This is a genomic window from Citrobacter sp. XY323 (assembly GCF_025106035.1).
GTDB classification, from domain to species: Bacteria; Pseudomonadota; Gammaproteobacteria; order Enterobacterales; family Enterobacteriaceae; genus Citrobacter; species Citrobacter braakii.
In genome coordinates this window covers 39006-57265 of the sequence record NZ_JANYUK010000009.1, presented here as the reverse complement: position 1 = coordinate 57265, position 18260 = coordinate 39006, and the positions used below count along the sequence as shown (strand labels likewise).

The 18260-nt window shown below is 52.2% G+C and carries 13 protein-coding genes; 12 read left to right on the top strand and 1 reads right to left on the bottom strand.

Features of this window, described 5'->3' with window-relative positions; genetic code table 11:
* Positions 1-427 precede the first annotated feature (427 nt).
* The 7 genes from N0B36_RS13015 (at position 428) to N0B36_RS12985 (ending at position 7654) form a co-directional block, all read left to right on the top strand.
* Positions 428-757 (top strand): YqcC family protein, encoded by a 330-nt coding sequence (locus tag N0B36_RS13015; RefSeq protein ID WP_016154244.1) that lies wholly within the window; start codon positions 428-430, stop codon positions 755-757.
* On the top strand, positions 757-1539 hold the full coding sequence (gene truC, locus N0B36_RS13010; protein WP_003825671.1) for a tRNA pseudouridine(65) synthase TruC: 783 nt from the start codon (positions 757-759) through the stop codon (positions 1537-1539). Before N0B36_RS13015 ends, truC begins: the two co-directional genes overlap by 1 nt.
* Before the next feature lie 19 nt (positions 1540-1558).
* Positions 1559-2008, top strand: a complete 450-nt coding sequence (locus N0B36_RS13005; protein ID WP_016154242.1) for a flavodoxin — start codon at positions 1559-1561, stop codon at positions 2006-2008.
* Between the two features lie 365 nt (positions 2009-2373).
* The gene (gene gudP, locus N0B36_RS13000; RefSeq protein WP_216404158.1) at positions 2374-3726 is read left to right on the top strand and encodes a galactarate/glucarate/glycerate transporter GudP; all 1353 of its coding nucleotides are present in this window, start codon (positions 2374-2376) and stop codon (positions 3724-3726) included.
* A 2-nt stretch (positions 3727-3728) separates the two neighbouring features.
* Complete coding sequence (locus N0B36_RS12995) at positions 3729-5069, top strand: enolase C-terminal domain-like protein (protein WP_029139643.1); 1341 nt, start codon at positions 3729-3731, stop codon at positions 5067-5069.
* 20 nt (positions 5070-5089) lie between these two features.
* Positions 5090-6430 (top strand): glucarate dehydratase, encoded by a 1341-nt coding sequence (gudD, locus tag N0B36_RS12990; protein ID WP_103284169.1) that lies wholly within the window; start codon positions 5090-5092, stop codon positions 6428-6430.
* Positions 6431-6511: 81 nt separating this feature from the next.
* Entirely contained in the window at positions 6512-7654 is a 1143-nt protein-coding gene (locus tag N0B36_RS12985; protein WP_259688464.1) for a glycerate kinase, read from the top strand.
* 59 nt (positions 7655-7713) lie between these two features.
* Here N0B36_RS12985 and barA read toward each other — a convergent pair whose 3' ends face one another.
* Positions 7714-10461 carry a two-component sensor histidine kinase BarA gene (gene barA, locus N0B36_RS12980; protein WP_016154237.1) on the bottom strand — a complete coding sequence of 916 codons (2748 nt, stop codon included), beginning with the start codon at positions 10459-10461 and terminating at the stop codon, positions 7714-7716.
* Positions 10462-10518: 57 nt separating this feature from the next.
* Here barA and rlmD point away from each other — a divergent pair, with 57 nt between their 5' ends.
* The 5 genes from rlmD (at position 10519) to pyrG (ending at position 18193) form a co-directional block, all read left to right on the top strand.
* Positions 10519-11817, top strand: coding sequence for a 23S rRNA (uracil(1939)-C(5))-methyltransferase RlmD (gene rlmD / locus N0B36_RS12975; RefSeq protein ID WP_259688463.1), 1299 nt, complete (start codon positions 10519-10521; stop codon positions 11815-11817).
* A 100-nt stretch (positions 11818-11917) separates the two neighbouring features.
* Positions 11918-14152 (top strand): GTP diphosphokinase, encoded by a 2235-nt coding sequence (gene relA, locus N0B36_RS12970; protein WP_259688462.1) that lies wholly within the window; start codon positions 11918-11920, stop codon positions 14150-14152.
* 202 nt (positions 14153-14354) lie between these two features.
* Positions 14355-15137, top strand: a complete 783-nt coding sequence (locus N0B36_RS12965; protein WP_259688461.1) for a DUF4225 domain-containing protein — start codon at positions 14355-14357, stop codon at positions 15135-15137.
* A 402-nt stretch (positions 15138-15539) separates the two neighbouring features.
* On the top strand, positions 15540-16331 hold the full coding sequence (mazG, locus tag N0B36_RS12960; protein WP_200051890.1) for a nucleoside triphosphate pyrophosphohydrolase: 792 nt from the start codon (positions 15540-15542) through the stop codon (positions 16329-16331).
* Positions 16332-16555: 224 nt separating this feature from the next.
* Positions 16556-18193 (top strand): glutamine hydrolyzing CTP synthase, encoded by a 1638-nt coding sequence (pyrG, locus tag N0B36_RS12955; RefSeq protein WP_016154233.1) that lies wholly within the window; start codon positions 16556-16558, stop codon positions 18191-18193.
* Positions 18194-18260: the final 67 nt, after the last annotated feature.

The following is an 18260-nucleotide window of genomic DNA, read 5'->3' as shown; positions in this document are numbered from 1 at the left end:
ATATCTGTCGACAAGGAGTCGCACAACGAAGAGAACATCAGGATGATGGCTCTTCGGCAGGACACACCAGGACGGTGTTACAAGGACAGGCTTCAGGATGAAGCAAAGCGGAAAGCGCTGGATGCGTTAAGGGACACCTCCAGGATGGAGAATGAGAGCCGGTCAGGATGTTCGGCGGGTCAGGATGGCCAGGACACTTCAGGATGAAGTTTTCACATCGGGGTGGTGTGAGCAGGATGCACAAGTTCAGGATGAACAAGGTCGCAAGACCACAGGAAAAGTTGTCACGGATGAGCAGGGAGCACTAAAAGTAGCTGGAACGCTGCGAAACGAACCGGGAGCACTGTTTTTACAGTGCTCCCTTTTTTTATTTCCCTTCACTAGTGCTATTCTTCGCGCCAGATTTTTCATCATTGAGGTTAATTTCATGACGACTCATGACCGTGTGCGCCAGCAGTTACACGCGCTTGAAGCGCTACTGCGTGAACATAATCACTGGCGGTTGGATGAGCCTGCAGAGCATCTGTTTACCAGCACGCAGCCTTTTTGTATGGATACCATGGAGCCGGTTGAGTGGCTGCAATGGGTATTGATTCCCCGCATGCATACGCTGATTGATAACGCTCAACCGCTTCCGCAGGCTTTTGCCGTCGCACCGTATTACGAAATGGCGTTGGCAGCCGATCACCCGCAACGCGAAATTCTGCTGACGGCATTGCAGGAGTTGGATGCACTGTTTACAAGTGATAACGCCTGATGCTGGAGATTCTGTATCAGGACGAATGGCTGGTCGCAGTTAACAAACCTTCGGGCTGGTTGGTTCACCGCAGTTGGCTCGACCGGGATGAGAAAGTGGTGGTGATGCAAACGGTACGCGACCAGATTGGTCAGCACGTTTTTACCGCCCACCGACTCGACAGACCGACTTCCGGAGTACTGCTGATGGGACTGTCCAGCGAAGCCGGGCGGCTGCTGTCCCAGCAATTTGAACATCATCAAATTCAGAAACGCTATCATGCGATTGTGCGTGGCTGGCTGATGGATGATGCCGTGCTGGATTACCCGCTGGTCGAAGAACTGGATAAGATCGCCGATAAATTTGCCCGTGATGATAAAGGCCCGCAGCCTGCCGTCACCCATTATCGCGGTTTGGCGACGGTTGAGATGCCGGTAGCGACCGGGCGTTATCCGACGACCCGTTACGGATTGGTGGAACTGGATCCTAAAACCGGTCGAAAACACCAGCTCAGACGCCATCTGGCGCACTTACGTCATCCAATTATCGGCGACAGTAAGCACGGTGATTTGCGGCAAAACCGCAGCGCCGCTGAGCACTTTGGCTGTCAGCGTTTGATGCTTCATGCCAGCCAGCTTGCGCTGACTCATCCTTTCACCGGCGAACCGCTGGTTATTCGCGCCGGGCTGGATGATGTCTGGATGCAGGCGCTATCACAGTTTGGCTGGCGTGGACTTCTCCCTGAGAATGAAAGGGTTGAGTTCAGCGGGCTGTCAGGTCAGGATGAGCAGATAGATTCTTAAGTCCCAGGAGATTACGGTTATGGCGGAAATTGGAATTTTTGTCGGCACGATGTACGGAAACGCGTTGCTGGTTGCCGAAGAGGCCGAAGCTATTTTGACGGCGCAGGGTCATAAAGCCACGGTGTTCGAAGATCCCGAGCTCAGCGACTGGCAGGCATATCAGGAAAAATATGTGCTGGTGGTGACCTCAACGACCGGGCAGGGCGATCTGCCGGATAGCATCGTGCCGCTGTTTCAGGGGATCAAAGATAATCTCGGTTTCCAGCCAAATCTGCATTACGGAGTAATTGCGCTGGGTGACAGTAGCTATGTTAATTTCTGCAATGGCGGCAAGCAGTTCGATGCACTGTTGCAGGAACAAAGCGCCCAACGTGTAGGGGAAATGCTGCTGATTGACGCCAGCGAGCATCCTGAACCGGAAAGCGAATCCAATCCCTGGGTAGAAAACTGGGGAACCTTGCTTAAATAACCTTGCGCCCGGCAGCGCTTTGTTTGCACGGGCCTGTTACTCTCTTTTGGATCGTAGGCCGGGTAAGGCGTTGCTACCCGGCAACAAAACGCCCACCAAACGCCAATTTCGTGAAGCATCTTCCATTCCCTTAGGCTTATGCCATAAACAACCTCATTCACCTCCCGCAATGTTGTGTTTTTGCACGGTGAGGGTAAGAGGCACTCCTTCATATACTTTTCCCGTCAGTTCCCGAAAAGGCAGCGAGTCAGAATAAAACGGCCCTGAGCTGTACCAAAACTGCCACACACTAACCTCTCATTCTGATCACCCTACAGGTGCTGTACAGAATGAACTGGCGAAAGCCAAGATTCAGGAGTGCAACAATGAGTTCATTAAGTCAGGCGGCGAGCAGCGCGGAAAAACGCACTAACGCTCGCTACTGGATAGTGGTGATGCTGTTTATCGTCACATCCTTCAACTACGGCGATCGCGCCACCTTATCCATTGCCGGCTCGGAGATGGCCAAAGATATTGGTCTGGATGCGGTAGGGATGGGGTATGTATTCTCCGCTTTTTCATGGGCCTATGTTATCGGTCAGATCCCCGGCGGCTGGCTGCTCGACCGCTTCGGTTCAAAACGTGTTTACTTCTGGTCCATTTTTATCTGGTCGATGTTTACCCTGCTGCAGGGCTTCGTCGATATCTTCAGCGGCTTCGGCATTATCGTTGCGCTGTTTACCCTGCGCTTCCTCGTGGGGTTAGCCGAAGCGCCATCCTTCCCTGGCAACAGTCGTATTGTGGCGGCGTGGTTCCCGGCGCAGGAAAGGGGCACGGCGGTCGCTATTTTTAACTCGGCGCAGTACTTTGCCACCGTGATCTTCGCGCCAATCATGGGCTGGTTGACCCACGAAGTGGGCTGGTCGCATGTGTTCTTCTTTATGGGCGGTCTCGGGATTGTTATCAGTTTTGTCTGGCTGAAGGTGATTCATGAACCGAACCAGCATCCGGGCGTAAACCAAAAAGAGCTGGACTACATTGCCGAAGGCGGAGCGCTGATCAATATGGATCAGGCGGCAGCCAAAGCCAAAGTGCCGTTCAGCGTGAAGTGGGGGCAGATCAAGCAACTGCTGGGCTCACGGATGATGATCGGTATTTACATCGGCCAATACTGCATAAACGCGCTGACCTACTTCTTTATTACCTGGTTCCCGGTTTATCTGGTACAGGCACGCGGTATGTCGATTTTGAAAGCCGGTTTTGTTGCCTCGGTCCCGGCCATTTGCGGATTCGCAGGCGGCGTGCTCGGCGGCATTATTTCCGACTGGCTGATGCGCCGTACCGGTTCGCTGAATATCGCCCGTAAAACGCCAATCGTACTGGGTATGCTGTTGTCGATGGTGATGGTGTTCTGTAACTACGTCAACGTAGAGTGGATGATCATCGGCTTTATGGCGCTGGCCTTCTTCGGCAAAGGTATCGGTGCGTTGGGATGGGCGGTGATGGCCGATACTGCGCCAAAAGAGATCAGCGGTTTGAGCGGCGGTCTGTTCAATATGTTTGGCAACATCTCCGGTATCGTTACGCCAATTGCTATCGGCTACATCGTAGGTACCACTGGCTCGTTTAACGGTGCGTTGATTTACGTCGGGGTGCATGCGCTGATTGCTGTAGTGAGCTATCTGGTGCTGGTGGGTGATATTAAACGTATCGAACTGAAACCTGTCGCAGGGCAATGATGATGACAACACAATCGAGTCCCATTATTACCGATATGAAGGTCATCCCGGTGGCCGGTCATGACAGCATGCTACTCAATATTGGCGGGGCGCATAACGCATACTTTACCCGCAATATCGTCGTGCTCACCGATAACGCCGGAAATACCGGCGTCGGTGAAGCGCCGGGCGGTGAAGTGATTTATCAGACGCTGGTGGACGCGATTCCACAAGTGTTGGGTCAGGAAGTCGCGCGCCTGAATAAGGTGGTTCAGCAGGTGCATAAAGGCAACCAGGCCGCTGATTTTGACACCTTTGGCAAAGGTGCCTGGACCTTTGAACTGCGGGTTAATGCGGTGGCCGCGCTGGAAGCCGCACTGCTCGACCTGCTGGGCAAGGCGCTGAACGTGCCGGTCTGCGAACTGTTAGGGCCAGGCAAGCAGCGCGATGCGGTCACCGTGCTCGGCTATCTGTTCTACGTGGGAGATCGCAGCAAAACCGATCTGCCGTATCTGGACAGCACGCCGGGTAACCATGAGTGGTATCACCTGCGTCACCAGCAGGCGATGAACAGTGAGGCGGTGGTACGTCTGGCTCAGGCTTCGCAGGATCGCTACGGCTTTAAAGATTTCAAACTCAAAGGCGGTGTGCTGCCTGGCGAGCAGGAAATCGACACCGCTCGCGCGTTGAAACAATGCTTCCCGGATGCGCGTATTACGGTCGACCCTAACGGTGCCTGGCTGCTGGATGAAGCTATCTCCTTGTGTAAAGGGCTGAACGATGTTCTGACTTACGCCGAAGATCCGTGCGGCGCAGAACAGGGTTTTTCTGGCCGCGAAGTGATGGCCGAGTTCCGCCGTGCAACCGGTCTGCCGGTAGCAACGAATATGATAGCCACCAACTGGCGTGAGATGGGCCATGCGGTGATGCTCAACTCGGTAGATATTCCACTGGCCGATCCGCACTTCTGGACCCTTTCCGGCGCGGTGCGCGTGGCACAGTTATGCGATGACTGGGGACTGACCTGGGGCTGCCACTCTAACAATCATTTTGATATTTCCCTGGCGATGTTCACCCACGTCGGTGCCGCTGCGCCGGGCAACCCAACGGCGATCGACACCCACTGGATCTGGCAGGAGGGCGATTGCCGCCTGACCAAAAATCCGCTGGAGATTAAACACGGAAAAATTGCGGTACCCGACGCGCCCGGCCTGGGCGTGGAACTGGACTGGGATCAGGTACAGAAAGCGCATGAAGCCTATAAGGCGCTGCCCGGCGGCGCGCGTAATGACGCAGGCCCGATGCAGTATCTGATCCCTGGATGGACTTTTGACCGTAAACGTCCCGTTTTCGGCCGCCACTAATTTTGAATAAGGACTTAATTATGAGCGCACAATTTACTACTCCAGTCGTAACCGCGATGCAGGTGATCCCGGTTGCGGGCCATGACAGCATGCTGATGAATCTGAGCGGCGCACATGCCCCGTTCTTCACGCGTAATATTGTGATTATCAAAGATAACTCCGGTCATACCGGCGTGGGTGAGATTCCCGGCGGCGAAAAAATTCGTCAGACCCTGGAAGATGCCATTCCGCTGGTGGTGGGCAAAACGTTAGGTGAATACAAAAACGTACTGAATGCGGTCCGCAATACCTTTGCCGAGCGTGATGCCGGTGGACGCGGTTTGCAGACCTTCGATTTACGTACCACTATTCATGTGGTTACCGGGATCGAGGCAGCCATGTTGGATCTGCTGGGTCAGCATCTGGGCGTTAACGTCGCATCTCTGCTGGGCGACGGTCAGCAGCGTAGCGAAGTTGAAATGCTGGGTTATCTGTTCTTCGTCGGTAACCGTAACGCGACGCCGCTGCCGTATCAGAGCCAGCCGGATGAGAAATGCGACTGGTATCGCCTGCGTCATGAAGAGGCGATGACCCCGGATGCAGTGGTGCGCCTGGCGGAAGCCGCATATGAGAAATATGGTTTTAACGATTTCAAACTGAAAGGCGGGGTGTTGGCCGGGGAAGAAGAAGCGGAATCTATTGTGGCGCTGGCGAAACGCTTTCCACAGGCACGTGTCACGCTCGATCCCAATGGCGCGTGGTCGCTGAATGAAGCGATTAAAATTGGTAAGTACCTGAAAGGATCGCTGGCTTATGCGGAAGATCCGTGCGGTGCCGAGCAGGGGTTCTCAGGCCGTGAAGTCATGGCGGAATTCCGTCGTGCTACCGGTTTGCCGACCGCCACCAACATGATCGCCACCGACTGGCGTCAGATGGGACATACGCTGTCGTTGCAGTCCGTGGATATCCCGCTGGCGGATCCGCACTTCTGGACTATGCAGGGTTCTGTCCGCGTTGCGCAGATGTGTCATGAGTTTGGGCTGACCTGGGGCTCGCACTCTAACAACCACTTTGATATTTCGCTGGCGATGTTTACTCATGTTGCGGCGGCGGCGCCGGGCAAAATTACCGCTATCGATACCCACTGGATCTGGCAGGAAGGCAATCAACGCCTGACCAAAGAGCCGTTTGAAATCAAAGGTGGCATGGTGCAGGTACCGGCGAAGCCGGGTCTGGGCGTGGAGCTGGATATGGATCAGGTTATGAAAGCTCATGAGCTGTATCAGCAACATGGACTGGGAGCGCGCGATGATGCCATGGGAATGCAGTATCTGATCCCGAACTGGACGTTTGATAATAAGCGTCCGTGCATGGTACGCTAAGCGAACTGGGACCGCTCCCACGAAGGGGCGGTTTTTCTCCTGGTGTATGCTTAACACAGTCAACATGCGTAAGGATGCTTTATGAAAATAGTAATCGCACCGGATTCCTATAAGGAAAGTTTGAGTGCGCTTGAAGTGGCAACGGCTATTGAGCTGGGATTTCGTGAGATCTGGCCTGAGGCGAATTACGTGAAGATCCCGGTCGCGGATGGCGGTGAGGGAACGGTCGAAGCGATGGTTGCCGCAACGCAAGGCCACCTTGTGCATGTTGATGTTACCGGCCCTCTGGGTAAAACGATTCAGGCATTTTATGGTTTATCCGGGGATGAGCGTTCGGCGTTTATCGAAATGGCGGCCGCCAGCGGACTGGAGCAGGTTCCCGCAGGTTTACGCGATCCGCTGAAAACGACCTCCTGGGGAACCGGGGAGCTAATCCGTCATGCGCTGGACGCGGGCGTTGAACATATCATTATCGGCATTGGCGGCAGCGCCACCAATGATGGCGGTGCCGGGATGGTGCAAGCGCTGGGAGCAAAATTACTGGATGCGCAAAATAACGATATTGCTCATAGCGGGACTGGCCTTGAATCACTCGCCCGGATTGATATTTCTCAGCTAGACCCGCGCCTTGCCGCGTGCCGTATTGAAGTGGCCTGCGATGTGACTAATCCGTTGACCGGTGAAGAGGGGGCCTCTGCGGTCTTCGGTCCGCAAAAGGGGGCGACGCCGGAGATGATTCTTCGTCTTGATCGGGCGCTCACGCATTATGCGCAACTCATTGCCCGCGATCTGGACGTCAACGTGCTGGAATTGGCGGGTGGTGGCGCGGCTGGCGGTATGGGGGCGGCACTGTATGCGTTTTGCGGTGCGCAGTTACGCTGCGGTATTGAGGTCGTGACGGATGCGTTACACCTCGACGACTGCGTTGCGGATGCGGATTTAGTGGTCACGGGTGAAGGACGTATCGACAGCCAGACCATTCACGGTAAGGTTCCGGTTGGCGTGGCGAAGGTGGCAAAGCGTTACAACAAACCGGTTATTGGCATTGCCGGCAGCCTGACGGCTGATGTCGGTGTTGTACACGAGCATGGGCTGGATGCGGTTTTTAGCGTTATTTATACCGTTTGCACGCTGGATGAGGCGCTGAAGAACGCGAGTGAGAATGTGCGAATGACGGCGCGAAACGTGGCCGCGGCCCTGAAAGCTGGTCAGCAATTACGTTGAATGATGTGGCATGAAGGCCGGATAAGACGCGTGAGCGTCGTCATCCGGCAATCAGATCTTTACCCTAACAACTTCTTCGCTTCGCGCGCAACGTTATCCATTTCATCCAGAAGCTCTAAAAACTCAGGCTCCAGCTCTTCTTCTTTGCTCCCGCTACGTAATTGCTGCTCAATCAGCTGACACAGGTTTTTCATGCGGGGAACGCCGCTATAACCGCAACTGCCATGCAGTTTATGGATCATATCCACCAGTCCTTCAGGGTTTTCACCTACCAGCTGTTCTTCAATTTTGTTACGCACTTCGGGCAGAAAATCGAGCAGCATTTGCAGCATATCCCGCGCCAGATCGTTTTTACCGGCGGCTTGCCTTAACGCCAGTTGCCAGTCGAGTGTGGTATTCGGATTGACGACCGGTTCAACAGCGAGCGCCCTCAGCGATGTGCTCGCGCCGGGTTTGTAGCGTAACAGCAGATTATGCAGCTTATCTTCTTCGATAGGCTTCGCCAGGTAATCGTTCATCCCGGCGCTGAGCAGCTTCTCTTTTTGCCCGGCCATGGCATGCGCGGTGACCGCAATGACCGGCGTCTGTTGTTGATGAGGAAGCTGGTGGATCAGTTCGCAGGCGCGAATACCGTCCATGTCTGGCATCTGAATATCCATCAGGATGAGATCAAACTGCATCTGTTTGGCGCGATCCACAGCCTGATGTCCGCTGTCGCAGAGCACGACGTGCTGCACTTTATCTTCCAGCAGAGCACCAATCAGCTTGAGGTTCGCCGGGTTGTCGTCCACCGCCATGACGGTCATCGCAATTTTGCTCTCGTCTAACAGTAGCGGAGCCGCGCTGTGGTTCAGTTGACAATACTCTGTCAACGCTGGCAGTAAGCGGGTTGAGGTAAGAGGTTTCAACAGGCACGCCGCCGCGCCGCCCTGCTTTAATTTCTCAGCGTTGATCTGCGCATGGCAAGGCAGAGCCAGTAACAAAAAGTCGGTCATCGCCGCTGCGCTTGCCAGCCGCTCATGCTGCATAGTGAGCGGTTCGCGTAAAGTGACCGGTATGCCAAGCAGCAGAATATCGTAGTGATCCTTCGGCAGCCCGGAGAATGAAGGGCTGTAAATCACTTCCAGCGGCGTTTCACTCAAGATATCTAACGTGCATTGCGCGGCTGTGGCGTTAGGTTCAACGTAGGCCAGCCGCTTTCCGGCCAGACAGTGCGTGGTTGAGCGATCCACGAGAACGTTAGGGTTGAGATCGAGGCTGATATGGAACCAGAACGTGGAGCCCCGGTTCGGCTGGCTGTGGAAGGAGATATCCCCGCCCATTTCATTGACCAGCTTTTGCGTAATGACCAGGCCCAGTCCTGTCCCGCCGTGGCGGCGGGAAATACTGGCATCGGCCTGGCGGAAGGCCTGGAACAGGCGTGACTGATCGCGCTCAGGGATGCCAATTCCGGTATCGCGGATTTGCACTTCAATTTGCACTTTCGTGTTACTGAGGGCGCGTTTCTCGACCAGAATGTCGATATTGCCGCCTTCGGTAAATTTGATGGCATTGCCAACCAGATTAGTGATTACCTGCTGTAAGCGCAGCGGGTCCCCGATGACGTTGTCCGGCACGTCATTCTTAATATTTAGCGTCAGCTCAAGCCCTTTATCATGGGATGAGTGCGCTAACAGCGTGACGACGTCATCCAGCGTGCTACGCAGCGGGAATGGGATGCTTTCCAGAATCAGTTTGCCCGCCTCAAGTTTGGAGAAGTCGAGCACATCATTGATGATGGCCAACAGATTGTTGGCCGAGCGTTCAATCGTATTCAGGTGATCGCGCTGCGTCGTGTTGAGCTCGGTTTTAAGCGTCAGGCGGGTGAAGCCAATCACGCCATTCAGCGGCGTACGCAGCTCATGCGACATGTTAGCCAGAAACTCAGACTTAATACGCGCCGCTTCCTGGGCGCGTTTCTTCGCCAGATCCAGTTCGACGTTCTGGATTTCCATCTGCTCCAACGTTTCGCGCAGGTCAGAGGTGGCCTGGTCGATGTTGTGCTGCATCTCTTCATGGTAGGCCGCAAGTGACATCGCCATCGAGTTGATGCCATTTTTGAGCATATCCAGCTCGCCCAACATGAAACCTTCGACGCGGCTGTCGAGCTGTCCTCTACGTATTCGGTCAACGGTATTTACCATATTGCGAATCGGGCCAGTCACGTCGCGCATCAGACGCCAGCCAAAAATTAACGCAATACCGATACAAAACAGCATCATTACGCTGGAGATAAAGATCTCTTTATACTGCTGCAATCGTACTGACTTGAGGTCCAGCTCAAGCGCCACATACCCCAGCATATTTTCCGTATTTTTGGCGTCGCTGACGGCAGATTCATCCGGCGAATAGCTTTCCGATATAATTGGCGTTCGCAGGATCATGATATCCCCGAGCCGGGTGACGCTCAGCTTTCGGGGAAATGGTGAACCGGTTGCCAGCTGCATTTCAGACGGATCGAGATGAAAATTGGATGTGACAAACAGCCGATTATTCTCGTCATAGACAGAAATTGCCCGCACGATATCGGAATGGCGACGATGCAGCACGCTGATAAGTTGGCCGATGGATTCTCTGTTTTGCAGATTCATGCCATATTCGCTGGAGACTGCGAGTGGCTCAATGATGCTGGCGCCAGCATCTTCCAGTTGACGCTGCAAGTCGTTATAGCGATGCACAACAAAAAAGATACTGAGCAGCAAACCAATCAGGACGGTCGGGGCCAGGATCAGAATCATCATGCGTGCGCGCAGGCTGTAGTTGGTCATGGAGTTCCGTTATGGGACAATTAGGGTCACACTGTTAAATAGAGAAATATCTCGTCGATGGCGCAATTCTACTCTGCAAAACGACGCGTGACGACGCGTCAGATCATAACCGTTACCGTCAATGACCTTGATCCTTTCGGCCAGGGCGTTGCTCGCCATAACGGAAAGGCGTTGTTTATACCGGAATTGCTACCTCAGGAAAGCGCCGAGGTGGTGATTACCGAAGATAAAAAACAGTTCGCCCGCGCGCAAGTAAAACGACGTTTAAACGACAGTCCGCAGCGTGAAGTGCCACGTTGCCCGCATTTTGGCGTGTGCGGCGGCTGCCAGCAGCAGCATGCCAGCATCATGTTGCAGCAGCGTAGCAAAAGCGCGGCGTTGTCGCGTTTAATGAAATGTGAAGTGTCGGATGTTATAGCTGATACCCCGTGGGGCTATCGTCGTCGCGCCAGGTTGAGCCTGAACTATCGGCCAAAAGAACAAAAATTGCAGATGGGGTTTCGCAAATCTGCATCCAGCGACATTATCGATGTTAAACAATGCCCTATTTTGGTGCCCCAGCTTGAAGCGCTCTTGCCCCACATCCGGGCGTGTCTGGAAAGTCTGCAAGGGTTACGCCATCTTGGTCATGTCGAGCTGGTGCAGGCGGGGAGCGGAACCCTGATGATTTTGCGCCACACGGCGCCATTAAGTGTTCAGGACAAAGAAAAACTGGAATGCTTTTCGCATTCTCAGGGGCTGTCTTTGTTTCTGGCCCCGCAAAGCGAGATACTGGAATCAATATCAGAAGAGTCGCCCTGGTATGACTCAAATGGACTACGGTTAACCTTCAGCCCGCGTGATTTTATTCAGGTCAATGAAGGGGTAAACCAACAAATGGTGGCCCGTGCGCTCGAATGGCTGGATGTGCAACCTGAAGATCGCGTACTCGATCTGTTCTGTGGAATGGGTAATTTTACCCTGCCGTTGGCAACCCGGGCTGCAAACGTGGTGGGGGTGGAAGGGGTACCGGCGCTGGTGGAAAAAGGCCGGGAAAACGCGCTGAATAACGGATTACACAATGTGACATTTTTTCATGAAAACCTTGAGGAAGATGTTACCCGGCAGCCGTGGGCGAAAAACGGATTCGACAAAGTATTGCTCGATCCTGCGCGTGCGGGGGCTGCAGGTGTGATGCAACATATTATAAAATTAGAACCTATACGCGTTGTTTATGTATCCTGTAACCCGGCAACGCTGGCTCGTGACAGCGACGCTTTGCTCAACGCGGGATATGTCATACGGCGACTGGCGATGCTCGATATGTTCCCGCACACTGGACACCTGGAATCAATGGTCCTGTTTGAGCGTATGTAATAAATTTTGTACCCATTGGATTTCGGGTGGTAATGCAGCGTGAAAGACAATGGGTATGGCTTGTCGACTTCGACAGGCCAGGCCCCTTAAGGAGAGGACAATGGTTGCGGTAAGAAGTGCACATATAAATAAAGCTGGTGAGTTTGATCCAAAGAAATGGATCGCGAGTCTGGGGATCTCCAGCCAGCAGTCGTGTGAACGCTTAGCCGAAACCTGGGCGTACTGCCAGCAGCAGACACAGGGGCATCCGGATGCGGAACTGCTGCTGTGGCGTGGCGTAGAGATGGTTGAAATACTCTCCATGTTGAGTATGGATATCGACACGCTGCGTGCAGCAATGCTGTTCCCTCTGGCAGATGCCAACGTGGTCAGTGAAGACATCCTGCGCGAGAGCGTGGGCAAATCCATTGTTCATCTTATCCACGGCGTGCGGGATATGGCGGCAATACGCCAGCTTAAGGCCACTCATACCGATTCAGTCTCATCCGAACAGGTCGATAACGTTCGCCGCATGCTGCTGGCTATGGTGGACGATTTCCGCTGTGTGGTCATCAAGCTGGCCGAACGAATTGCACATCTGCGTGAAGTGAAGGACGCTCCAGAAGATGAACGCGTTCTGGCGGCAAAAGAGTGCACCAATATCTATGCGCCGCTGGCCAACCGTTTGGGTATCGGGCAATTAAAATGGGAACTGGAAGATTACTGCTTCCGTTACCTGCACCCGGCTGAATACAAACGTATTGCCAAGCTGCTGCACGAACGTCGCATCGATCGCGAGCATTACATTGATGAGTTCGTCGGTCATTTGCGCTCAGAGATGAAAACGGAAGGCGTCAAAGCCGAAGTGTACGGACGTCCGAAACACATCTACAGCATCTGGCGCAAAATGCAGAAAAAGCAGCTGGCCTTCGATGAACTTTTCGACGTGCGCGCGGTGCGTATCGTGGCGGAGCGTTTACAGGACTGCTATGCCGCGCTCGGGATAGTGCATACTCACTATCGCCATCTGCCGGATGAGTTCGATGACTATGTCGCTAACCCGAAACCCAACGGCTATCAGTCAATTCATACGGTTGTGCTGGGACCGGGCGGGAAAACCATTGAAATTCAGATCCGTACAAAACAGATGCACGAAGATGCCGAACTGGGCGTTGCGGCACACTGGAAGTACAAAGAGGGCACCGCTTCAGGCGTAGCGCGTTCTGGTCATGAAGATCGTATTGCATGGCTGCGTAAGCTGATCGCCTGGCAGGAAGAGATGGCGGACTCTGGCGAAATGCTGGATGAAGTCCGTAGCCAGGTCTTTGATGACCGAGTGTACGTCTTTACGCCAAAAGGCGACGTTGTGGACTTACCTGCGGGCTCCACACCGCTCGATTTTGCTTATCATATTCACAGTGATGTGGGGCACCGTTGCATTGGCGCGAAAATTGGCGGGCGCATCGTACCGTTTACCTACCAGCTGCAGATGGGCGATCAAATTGAAATTATCACCCAGAAACAGCCTAACCCAAGCCGCGACTGGCTGAACCCTAACCTCGGTTACGTAACCACCAGTCGGGGGCGTTCGAAGATCCACGCCTGGTTCCGTAAACAGGACCGCGACAAAAACATCCTTGCTGGCCGCCAGATCCTCGACGATGAGCTGGCGCATTTAGGCATTAGCCTGAAAGAAGCGGAAAAGCACCTGCTGCCGCGCTACAGCTTCAATGAGCTGGATGAGCTGCTGGCGGCGATTGGTGGGGGGGACATTCGCCTCAACCAGATGGTGAACTTCCTGCAGGCGCAGTTTAATAAGCCAAGCGCAGCCGAACAGGATGCCGCCGCGCTGAAACAGCTTCAGCAGAAAACGCAGGCGCCGCAGAGTCGCCGTAAAGACAACGGTCGCGTGGTGGTGGAAGGGGTGGGTAACCTGATGCACCACATCGCGCGCTGCTGCCAGCCGATTCCAGGCGATGAAATTGTCGGGTTTATCACTCAGGGCCGCGGTATTTCCGTGCACCGGGCGGATTGCGAACAGTTGACCGAGCTGCGCTCCCATGCGCCGGAACGTATTGTTGATGCGGTTTGGGGCGAAAGCTACTCGGCAGGATATTCGCTGGTGGTTCGCGTCCAGGCTAACGATCGCAGCGGCTTATTACGTGATATCACCACGATTCTTGCCAACGAGAAGGTGAACGTGCTGGGGGTTGCCAGCCGGAGTGATATCAAACAGCAACTGGCTACCATCGATATGACCATCGAAATCTATAACCTGCAGGTGCTCGGGCGCGTGCTTGGCAAGCTGAACCAGGTGCCGGATGTGATCGACGCACGTCGTCTGCACGGCGGTTAGTTTAGTGTTCAGAGTTGCTGAGTTTTATCAGTAGCTCTTATTTGATGTCTGCATAAACAGTATCTCCGCTGGAGCTGCTGTTTATGCAGGCACAATTCTGATTTTTATTTTTCCTGATTAACTTCAAATCTTCGCATTGATATAATTTCCCCGGTGTTAAGCATTTTTATTTTTAAATACTAGCTTATTACTCGGAAACATTATGTTTTATGGAACTAAAGATTCATTTGAAAAACAGAAACGCGAATATTTAATCACGGCGCAGCGTTTGTGGATGGTTGAACCATTTTACTTCAAGAGTTCTGATTATTATAATCGAGTAATCAGAACGGTTACTCACCTTGAAATTCAAATTAAGATGAATTGTTTGACCTGGAAAGGGGGAGAAGAAATATTAAAGTATAAAAACGGAGTGATGAAATATCAACAAGCAGTAATATCAAATAACAAAATTTATTCTACATGGTTGGGAGAAAATCAGTATAGAAATGAACGCTCTGTTGAGTTATACAGGCTTTTTAGTAAAATAATTGGGTTTTTATCTGGTTTTGGTCAAGTAGGTACAGGTGTTGGAATATGTGTTTCGACCGCCGGAAGTGCTGCAATACCAGGTGTTTCAATGATAGTCCAGGGGCTAAATAATATTTATGAAAACGGCTACTACCTTGTTGCTTATGAAGAAGTTTCAGGGCCATTAAGGGAAGCTTATCGATATACCGCGAGTAAAGCTGGGTATGATAGAAAGTTTGGGGATATGGCCTATAGTACTATAGATCTAGCTCTTTCCGGGTATGGAGTGGCGCGTAAAATCCCTACGCCTCGCGATAAATCCTGGAGTCTCTTCGGTATAAAATTACATCAAACGGATTATACTCGAGGTATTGTCGATATGACGAAACCTGTTTTTATGCTTGACATTATTAGTGATGAAATCACTGTGTTATCATTAATGCCAGCTTATGATATAGATGATTTGGAGATGTAGTAATGGAATACATGGATATTTCTCTATCAAAACCTTGGTTTCCTGTTTTTATTTATTTTTTAGTATCGATGTTGGTTTTTGTTTTGTTGTTTTTACTCACAGGACTTTTTGTAAAGTCAAACGTATTTCCTAGGTTTGTTGTTATATTTATTGTTACTTGCCTGTGTGCTGCGCAGGTTATATTGGGTTACTATGACTTGATTGGTTATAGAGGCCCCGGTTATGAATATTTAAATATATGGCATACTTCTGATTATGATTCTATAAATTATGGGGCTGTCATATTTTGTTTCTTATATGGCATGCTATTAATCTGGCGGTTTTAGAATAAGATAGTGACAACCCCATTTGATACGATAGTATAGAATTAAATGTATAGACAGTAGAGATGGTGTTACTCACATGAACCAAATCGACCGACTGCTCGGTATTATGCAGCGCCTGCGCGACCCGGAAAACGGTTGTCCCTGGGACAAAGAGCAGACATTCGCCACTATTGCCCCTTACACCCTCGAAGAAACCTATGAAGTGCTGGACGCAATTGCGCGGGAAGACTTCGACGACCTGCGTGGAGAGCTGGGTGACTTGCTGTTCCAGGTGGTGTTTTACGCCCAGATGGCGCAGGAAGAAGGACGTTTCGATTTCAATGATATTTGCGCCGCCATCAGCGATAAGCTTGAGCGTCGCCACCCACATGTTTTTGCTGATGTTTCTGCCAGTAACAGCACTGAGGTGTTGACCCGCTGGGAGCAAATCAAAAGCGAAGAACGCGCCCAGAAGGCGCAGCATTCCGCACTCGACGATATTCCCCGTAGCTTACCGGCGTTAATGCGCGCCCAAAAAATCCAGAAACGCTGCTCTAATGTTGGCTTCGACTGGAAAACATTAGGACCGGTTGTCGACAAGGTTTACGAAGAGATCGATGAAGTCATGTTTGAGGCGAAGCAGGCTGTTGTCGACCAGGCTAAACTGGAGGAGGAAATTGGCGACCTGCTGTTTGCGACGGTCAATATGGCTCGGCATTTAGGCACTAAAGCTGAGACCGCATTGCAAAAAGCGAACGAGAAATTTGAGCGCCGTTTTCGTGAGGTTGAGCGAATTGTAGCGGCTCGGGGTCTGGAAATGACTGGTGTTGATCTGGAAACTATGGAAGAAGTCTGGCAACAGGTAAAACGGCAGGAAATTGATCTCTAAGGGATTTCGTCGGTCAAGGGCGATTTGTGTGATTTTTTAAATAACAAGCGCTTGATTTACGTCAAAAACATTTACCCCAAAGGGGCTATTTTCTCACTCCCGATGTTTATGTGAGCCTGGTGAAGAGGAGGAATAATGAAAGTTTGTGGCGCTCGTCATGTTCGGGTATACTACTTTCCCGTCTTGGTAATTCCATCGTTTCACCCTAACTTCTCAGGTCCAGCATGACAACGAACTATATTTTTGTGACCGGCGGGGTCGTATCCTCTCTGGGTAAAGGCATTGCCGCAGCCTCCCTGGCAGCCATTCTTGAGGCTCGTGGCCTCAACGTGACCATGATGAAACTGGATCCGTATATCAACGTCGATCCAGGTACTATGAGTCCAATCCAACACGGGGAAGTGTTCGTTACTGAAGACGGCGCTGAAACCGACCTGGACCTGGGTCACTATGAGCGTTTCATTCGTACCAAAATGACTCGCCGCAATAACTTCACTACCGGTCGAATTTACTCCGATGTCCTGCGCAAAGAGCGCCGTGGCGACTATCTGGGTGCAACCGTACAGGTTATCCCGCACATCACCAACGCGATTAAAGAGCGTGTCCTTGCCGGTGGCGAAGGTCATGACGTCGTTCTGGTTGAAATCGGCGGTACGGTCGGTGATATCGAATCCCTGCCATTCCTGGAAGCGATTCGCCAATTAGCGGTAGATATCGGTCGTGAACACGCGCTGTTCATGCACCTGACTCTGGTTCCTTACCTGGCCGCTGCCGGTGAAGTCAAAACTAAACCGACTCAGCACTCGGTAAAAGAGTTGCTGTCTATCGGTATCCAGCCTGACATTCTGATCTGTCGTTCCGATCGCGCGGTTCCGGCCAACGAACGTGCAAAAATTGCATTGTTCTGTAACGTGCCAGAAAAAGCCGTTATTTCAATGAAAGATGTCGATTCCATCTATAAAATTCCAGGCCTGTTGAAATCCCAGGGCCTTGACGATTATATTTGTAAACGATTCAGCTTGAACTGTCCGGAAGCTAATCTGTCAGAATGGGAACAGGTTATCTACGAAGAAGCGAATCCGGCTGGCGAAGTGACTATCGGTATGGTCGGCAAGTATATTGAACTGCCGGATGCTTATAAGTCAGTTATCGAAGCATTGAAGCACGGTGGTCTGAAGAATCGTGTCACCGTCAACATTAAGCTGATCGATTCGCAAGATGTCGAAACGCGCGGCGTTGAGATCCTGAAAGGTCTTGATGCAATCCTGATCCCTGGCGGCTTCGGCTACCGTGGTGTTGAAGGTAAGATCGCGACAGCGCGCTTTGCGCGTGAAAACAATGTTCCTTATCTGGGTATTTGCCTGGGTATGCAGGTTGCGTTGATTGAGTTTGCACGTAACGTAGTGGGTATGGATAACGCCAACTCCACGGAATTTGTGCCAGACTGTAAGTACCCGGTGGTGGCCCTGATTACCGAATGGCGCGATGAAGACGGCAACGTTGAAGTCCGTACCGAGAAGAGCGATCTGGGCGGCACAATGCGCCTTGGCGCCCAGCAGTGTCAGTTGAGCGACGATAGCCTGGTTCGTCAGCTGTACGGCGCGCCGACAATTGTTGAACGCCATCGCCACCGTTACGAAGTCAACAATATGCTGTTGAAACAGATTGAAGCTGCGGGTCTGCGTATTGCAGGCCGTTCCGGTGATGATCAGTTGGTCGAGATCATTGAGGTACCGAATCATCCGTGGTTCGTGGCCTGTCAGTTCCACCCGGAATTTACTTCCACGCCACGTGATGGGCACCCGCTGTTTGCCGGCTTTGTGAAAGCCGCCAGTGAACATCAGAAGCGTCAGGCGAAGTAAGAAGTAAAAAAGTTAGAACGGCAATGCACCCATCCGGGTGCATTGTTTGTCTGGAGTTTTAGTTTAA

Coding starts and splice junctions, on each gene's coding strand:
- N0B36_RS13015 (WP_016154244.1), top strand. CDS start 428: ATGACGACTCATGACCGTGTGCGCCAGCAGTTACACGCGCTTGAAGCG.
- truC (WP_003825671.1), top strand. CDS start 757: ATGCTGGAGATTCTGTATCAGGACGAATGGCTGGTCGCAGTTAACAAA.
- N0B36_RS13005 (WP_016154242.1), top strand. CDS start 1,559: ATGGCGGAAATTGGAATTTTTGTCGGCACGATGTACGGAAACGCGTTG.
- gudP (WP_216404158.1), top strand. CDS start 2,374: ATGAGTTCATTAAGTCAGGCGGCGAGCAGCGCGGAAAAACGCACTAAC.
- N0B36_RS12995 (WP_029139643.1), top strand. CDS start 3,729: ATGACAACACAATCGAGTCCCATTATTACCGATATGAAGGTCATCCCG.
- gudD (WP_103284169.1), top strand. CDS start 5,090: ATGAGCGCACAATTTACTACTCCAGTCGTAACCGCGATGCAGGTGATC.
- N0B36_RS12985 (WP_259688464.1), top strand. CDS start 6,512: ATGAAAATAGTAATCGCACCGGATTCCTATAAGGAAAGTTTGAGTGCG.
- barA (WP_016154237.1), bottom strand. CDS start 10,461: ATGACCAACTACAGCCTGCGCGCACGCATGATGATTCTGATCCTGGCC.
- rlmD (WP_259688463.1), top strand. CDS start 10,519: ATGGCGCAATTCTACTCTGCAAAACGACGCGTGACGACGCGTCAGATC.
- relA (WP_259688462.1), top strand. CDS start 11,918: ATGGTTGCGGTAAGAAGTGCACATATAAATAAAGCTGGTGAGTTTGAT.
- N0B36_RS12965 (WP_259688461.1), top strand. CDS start 14,355: ATGTTTTATGGAACTAAAGATTCATTTGAAAAACAGAAACGCGAATAT.
- mazG (WP_200051890.1), top strand. CDS start 15,540: ATGAACCAAATCGACCGACTGCTCGGTATTATGCAGCGCCTGCGCGAC.
- pyrG (WP_016154233.1), top strand. CDS start 16,556: ATGACAACGAACTATATTTTTGTGACCGGCGGGGTCGTATCCTCTCTG.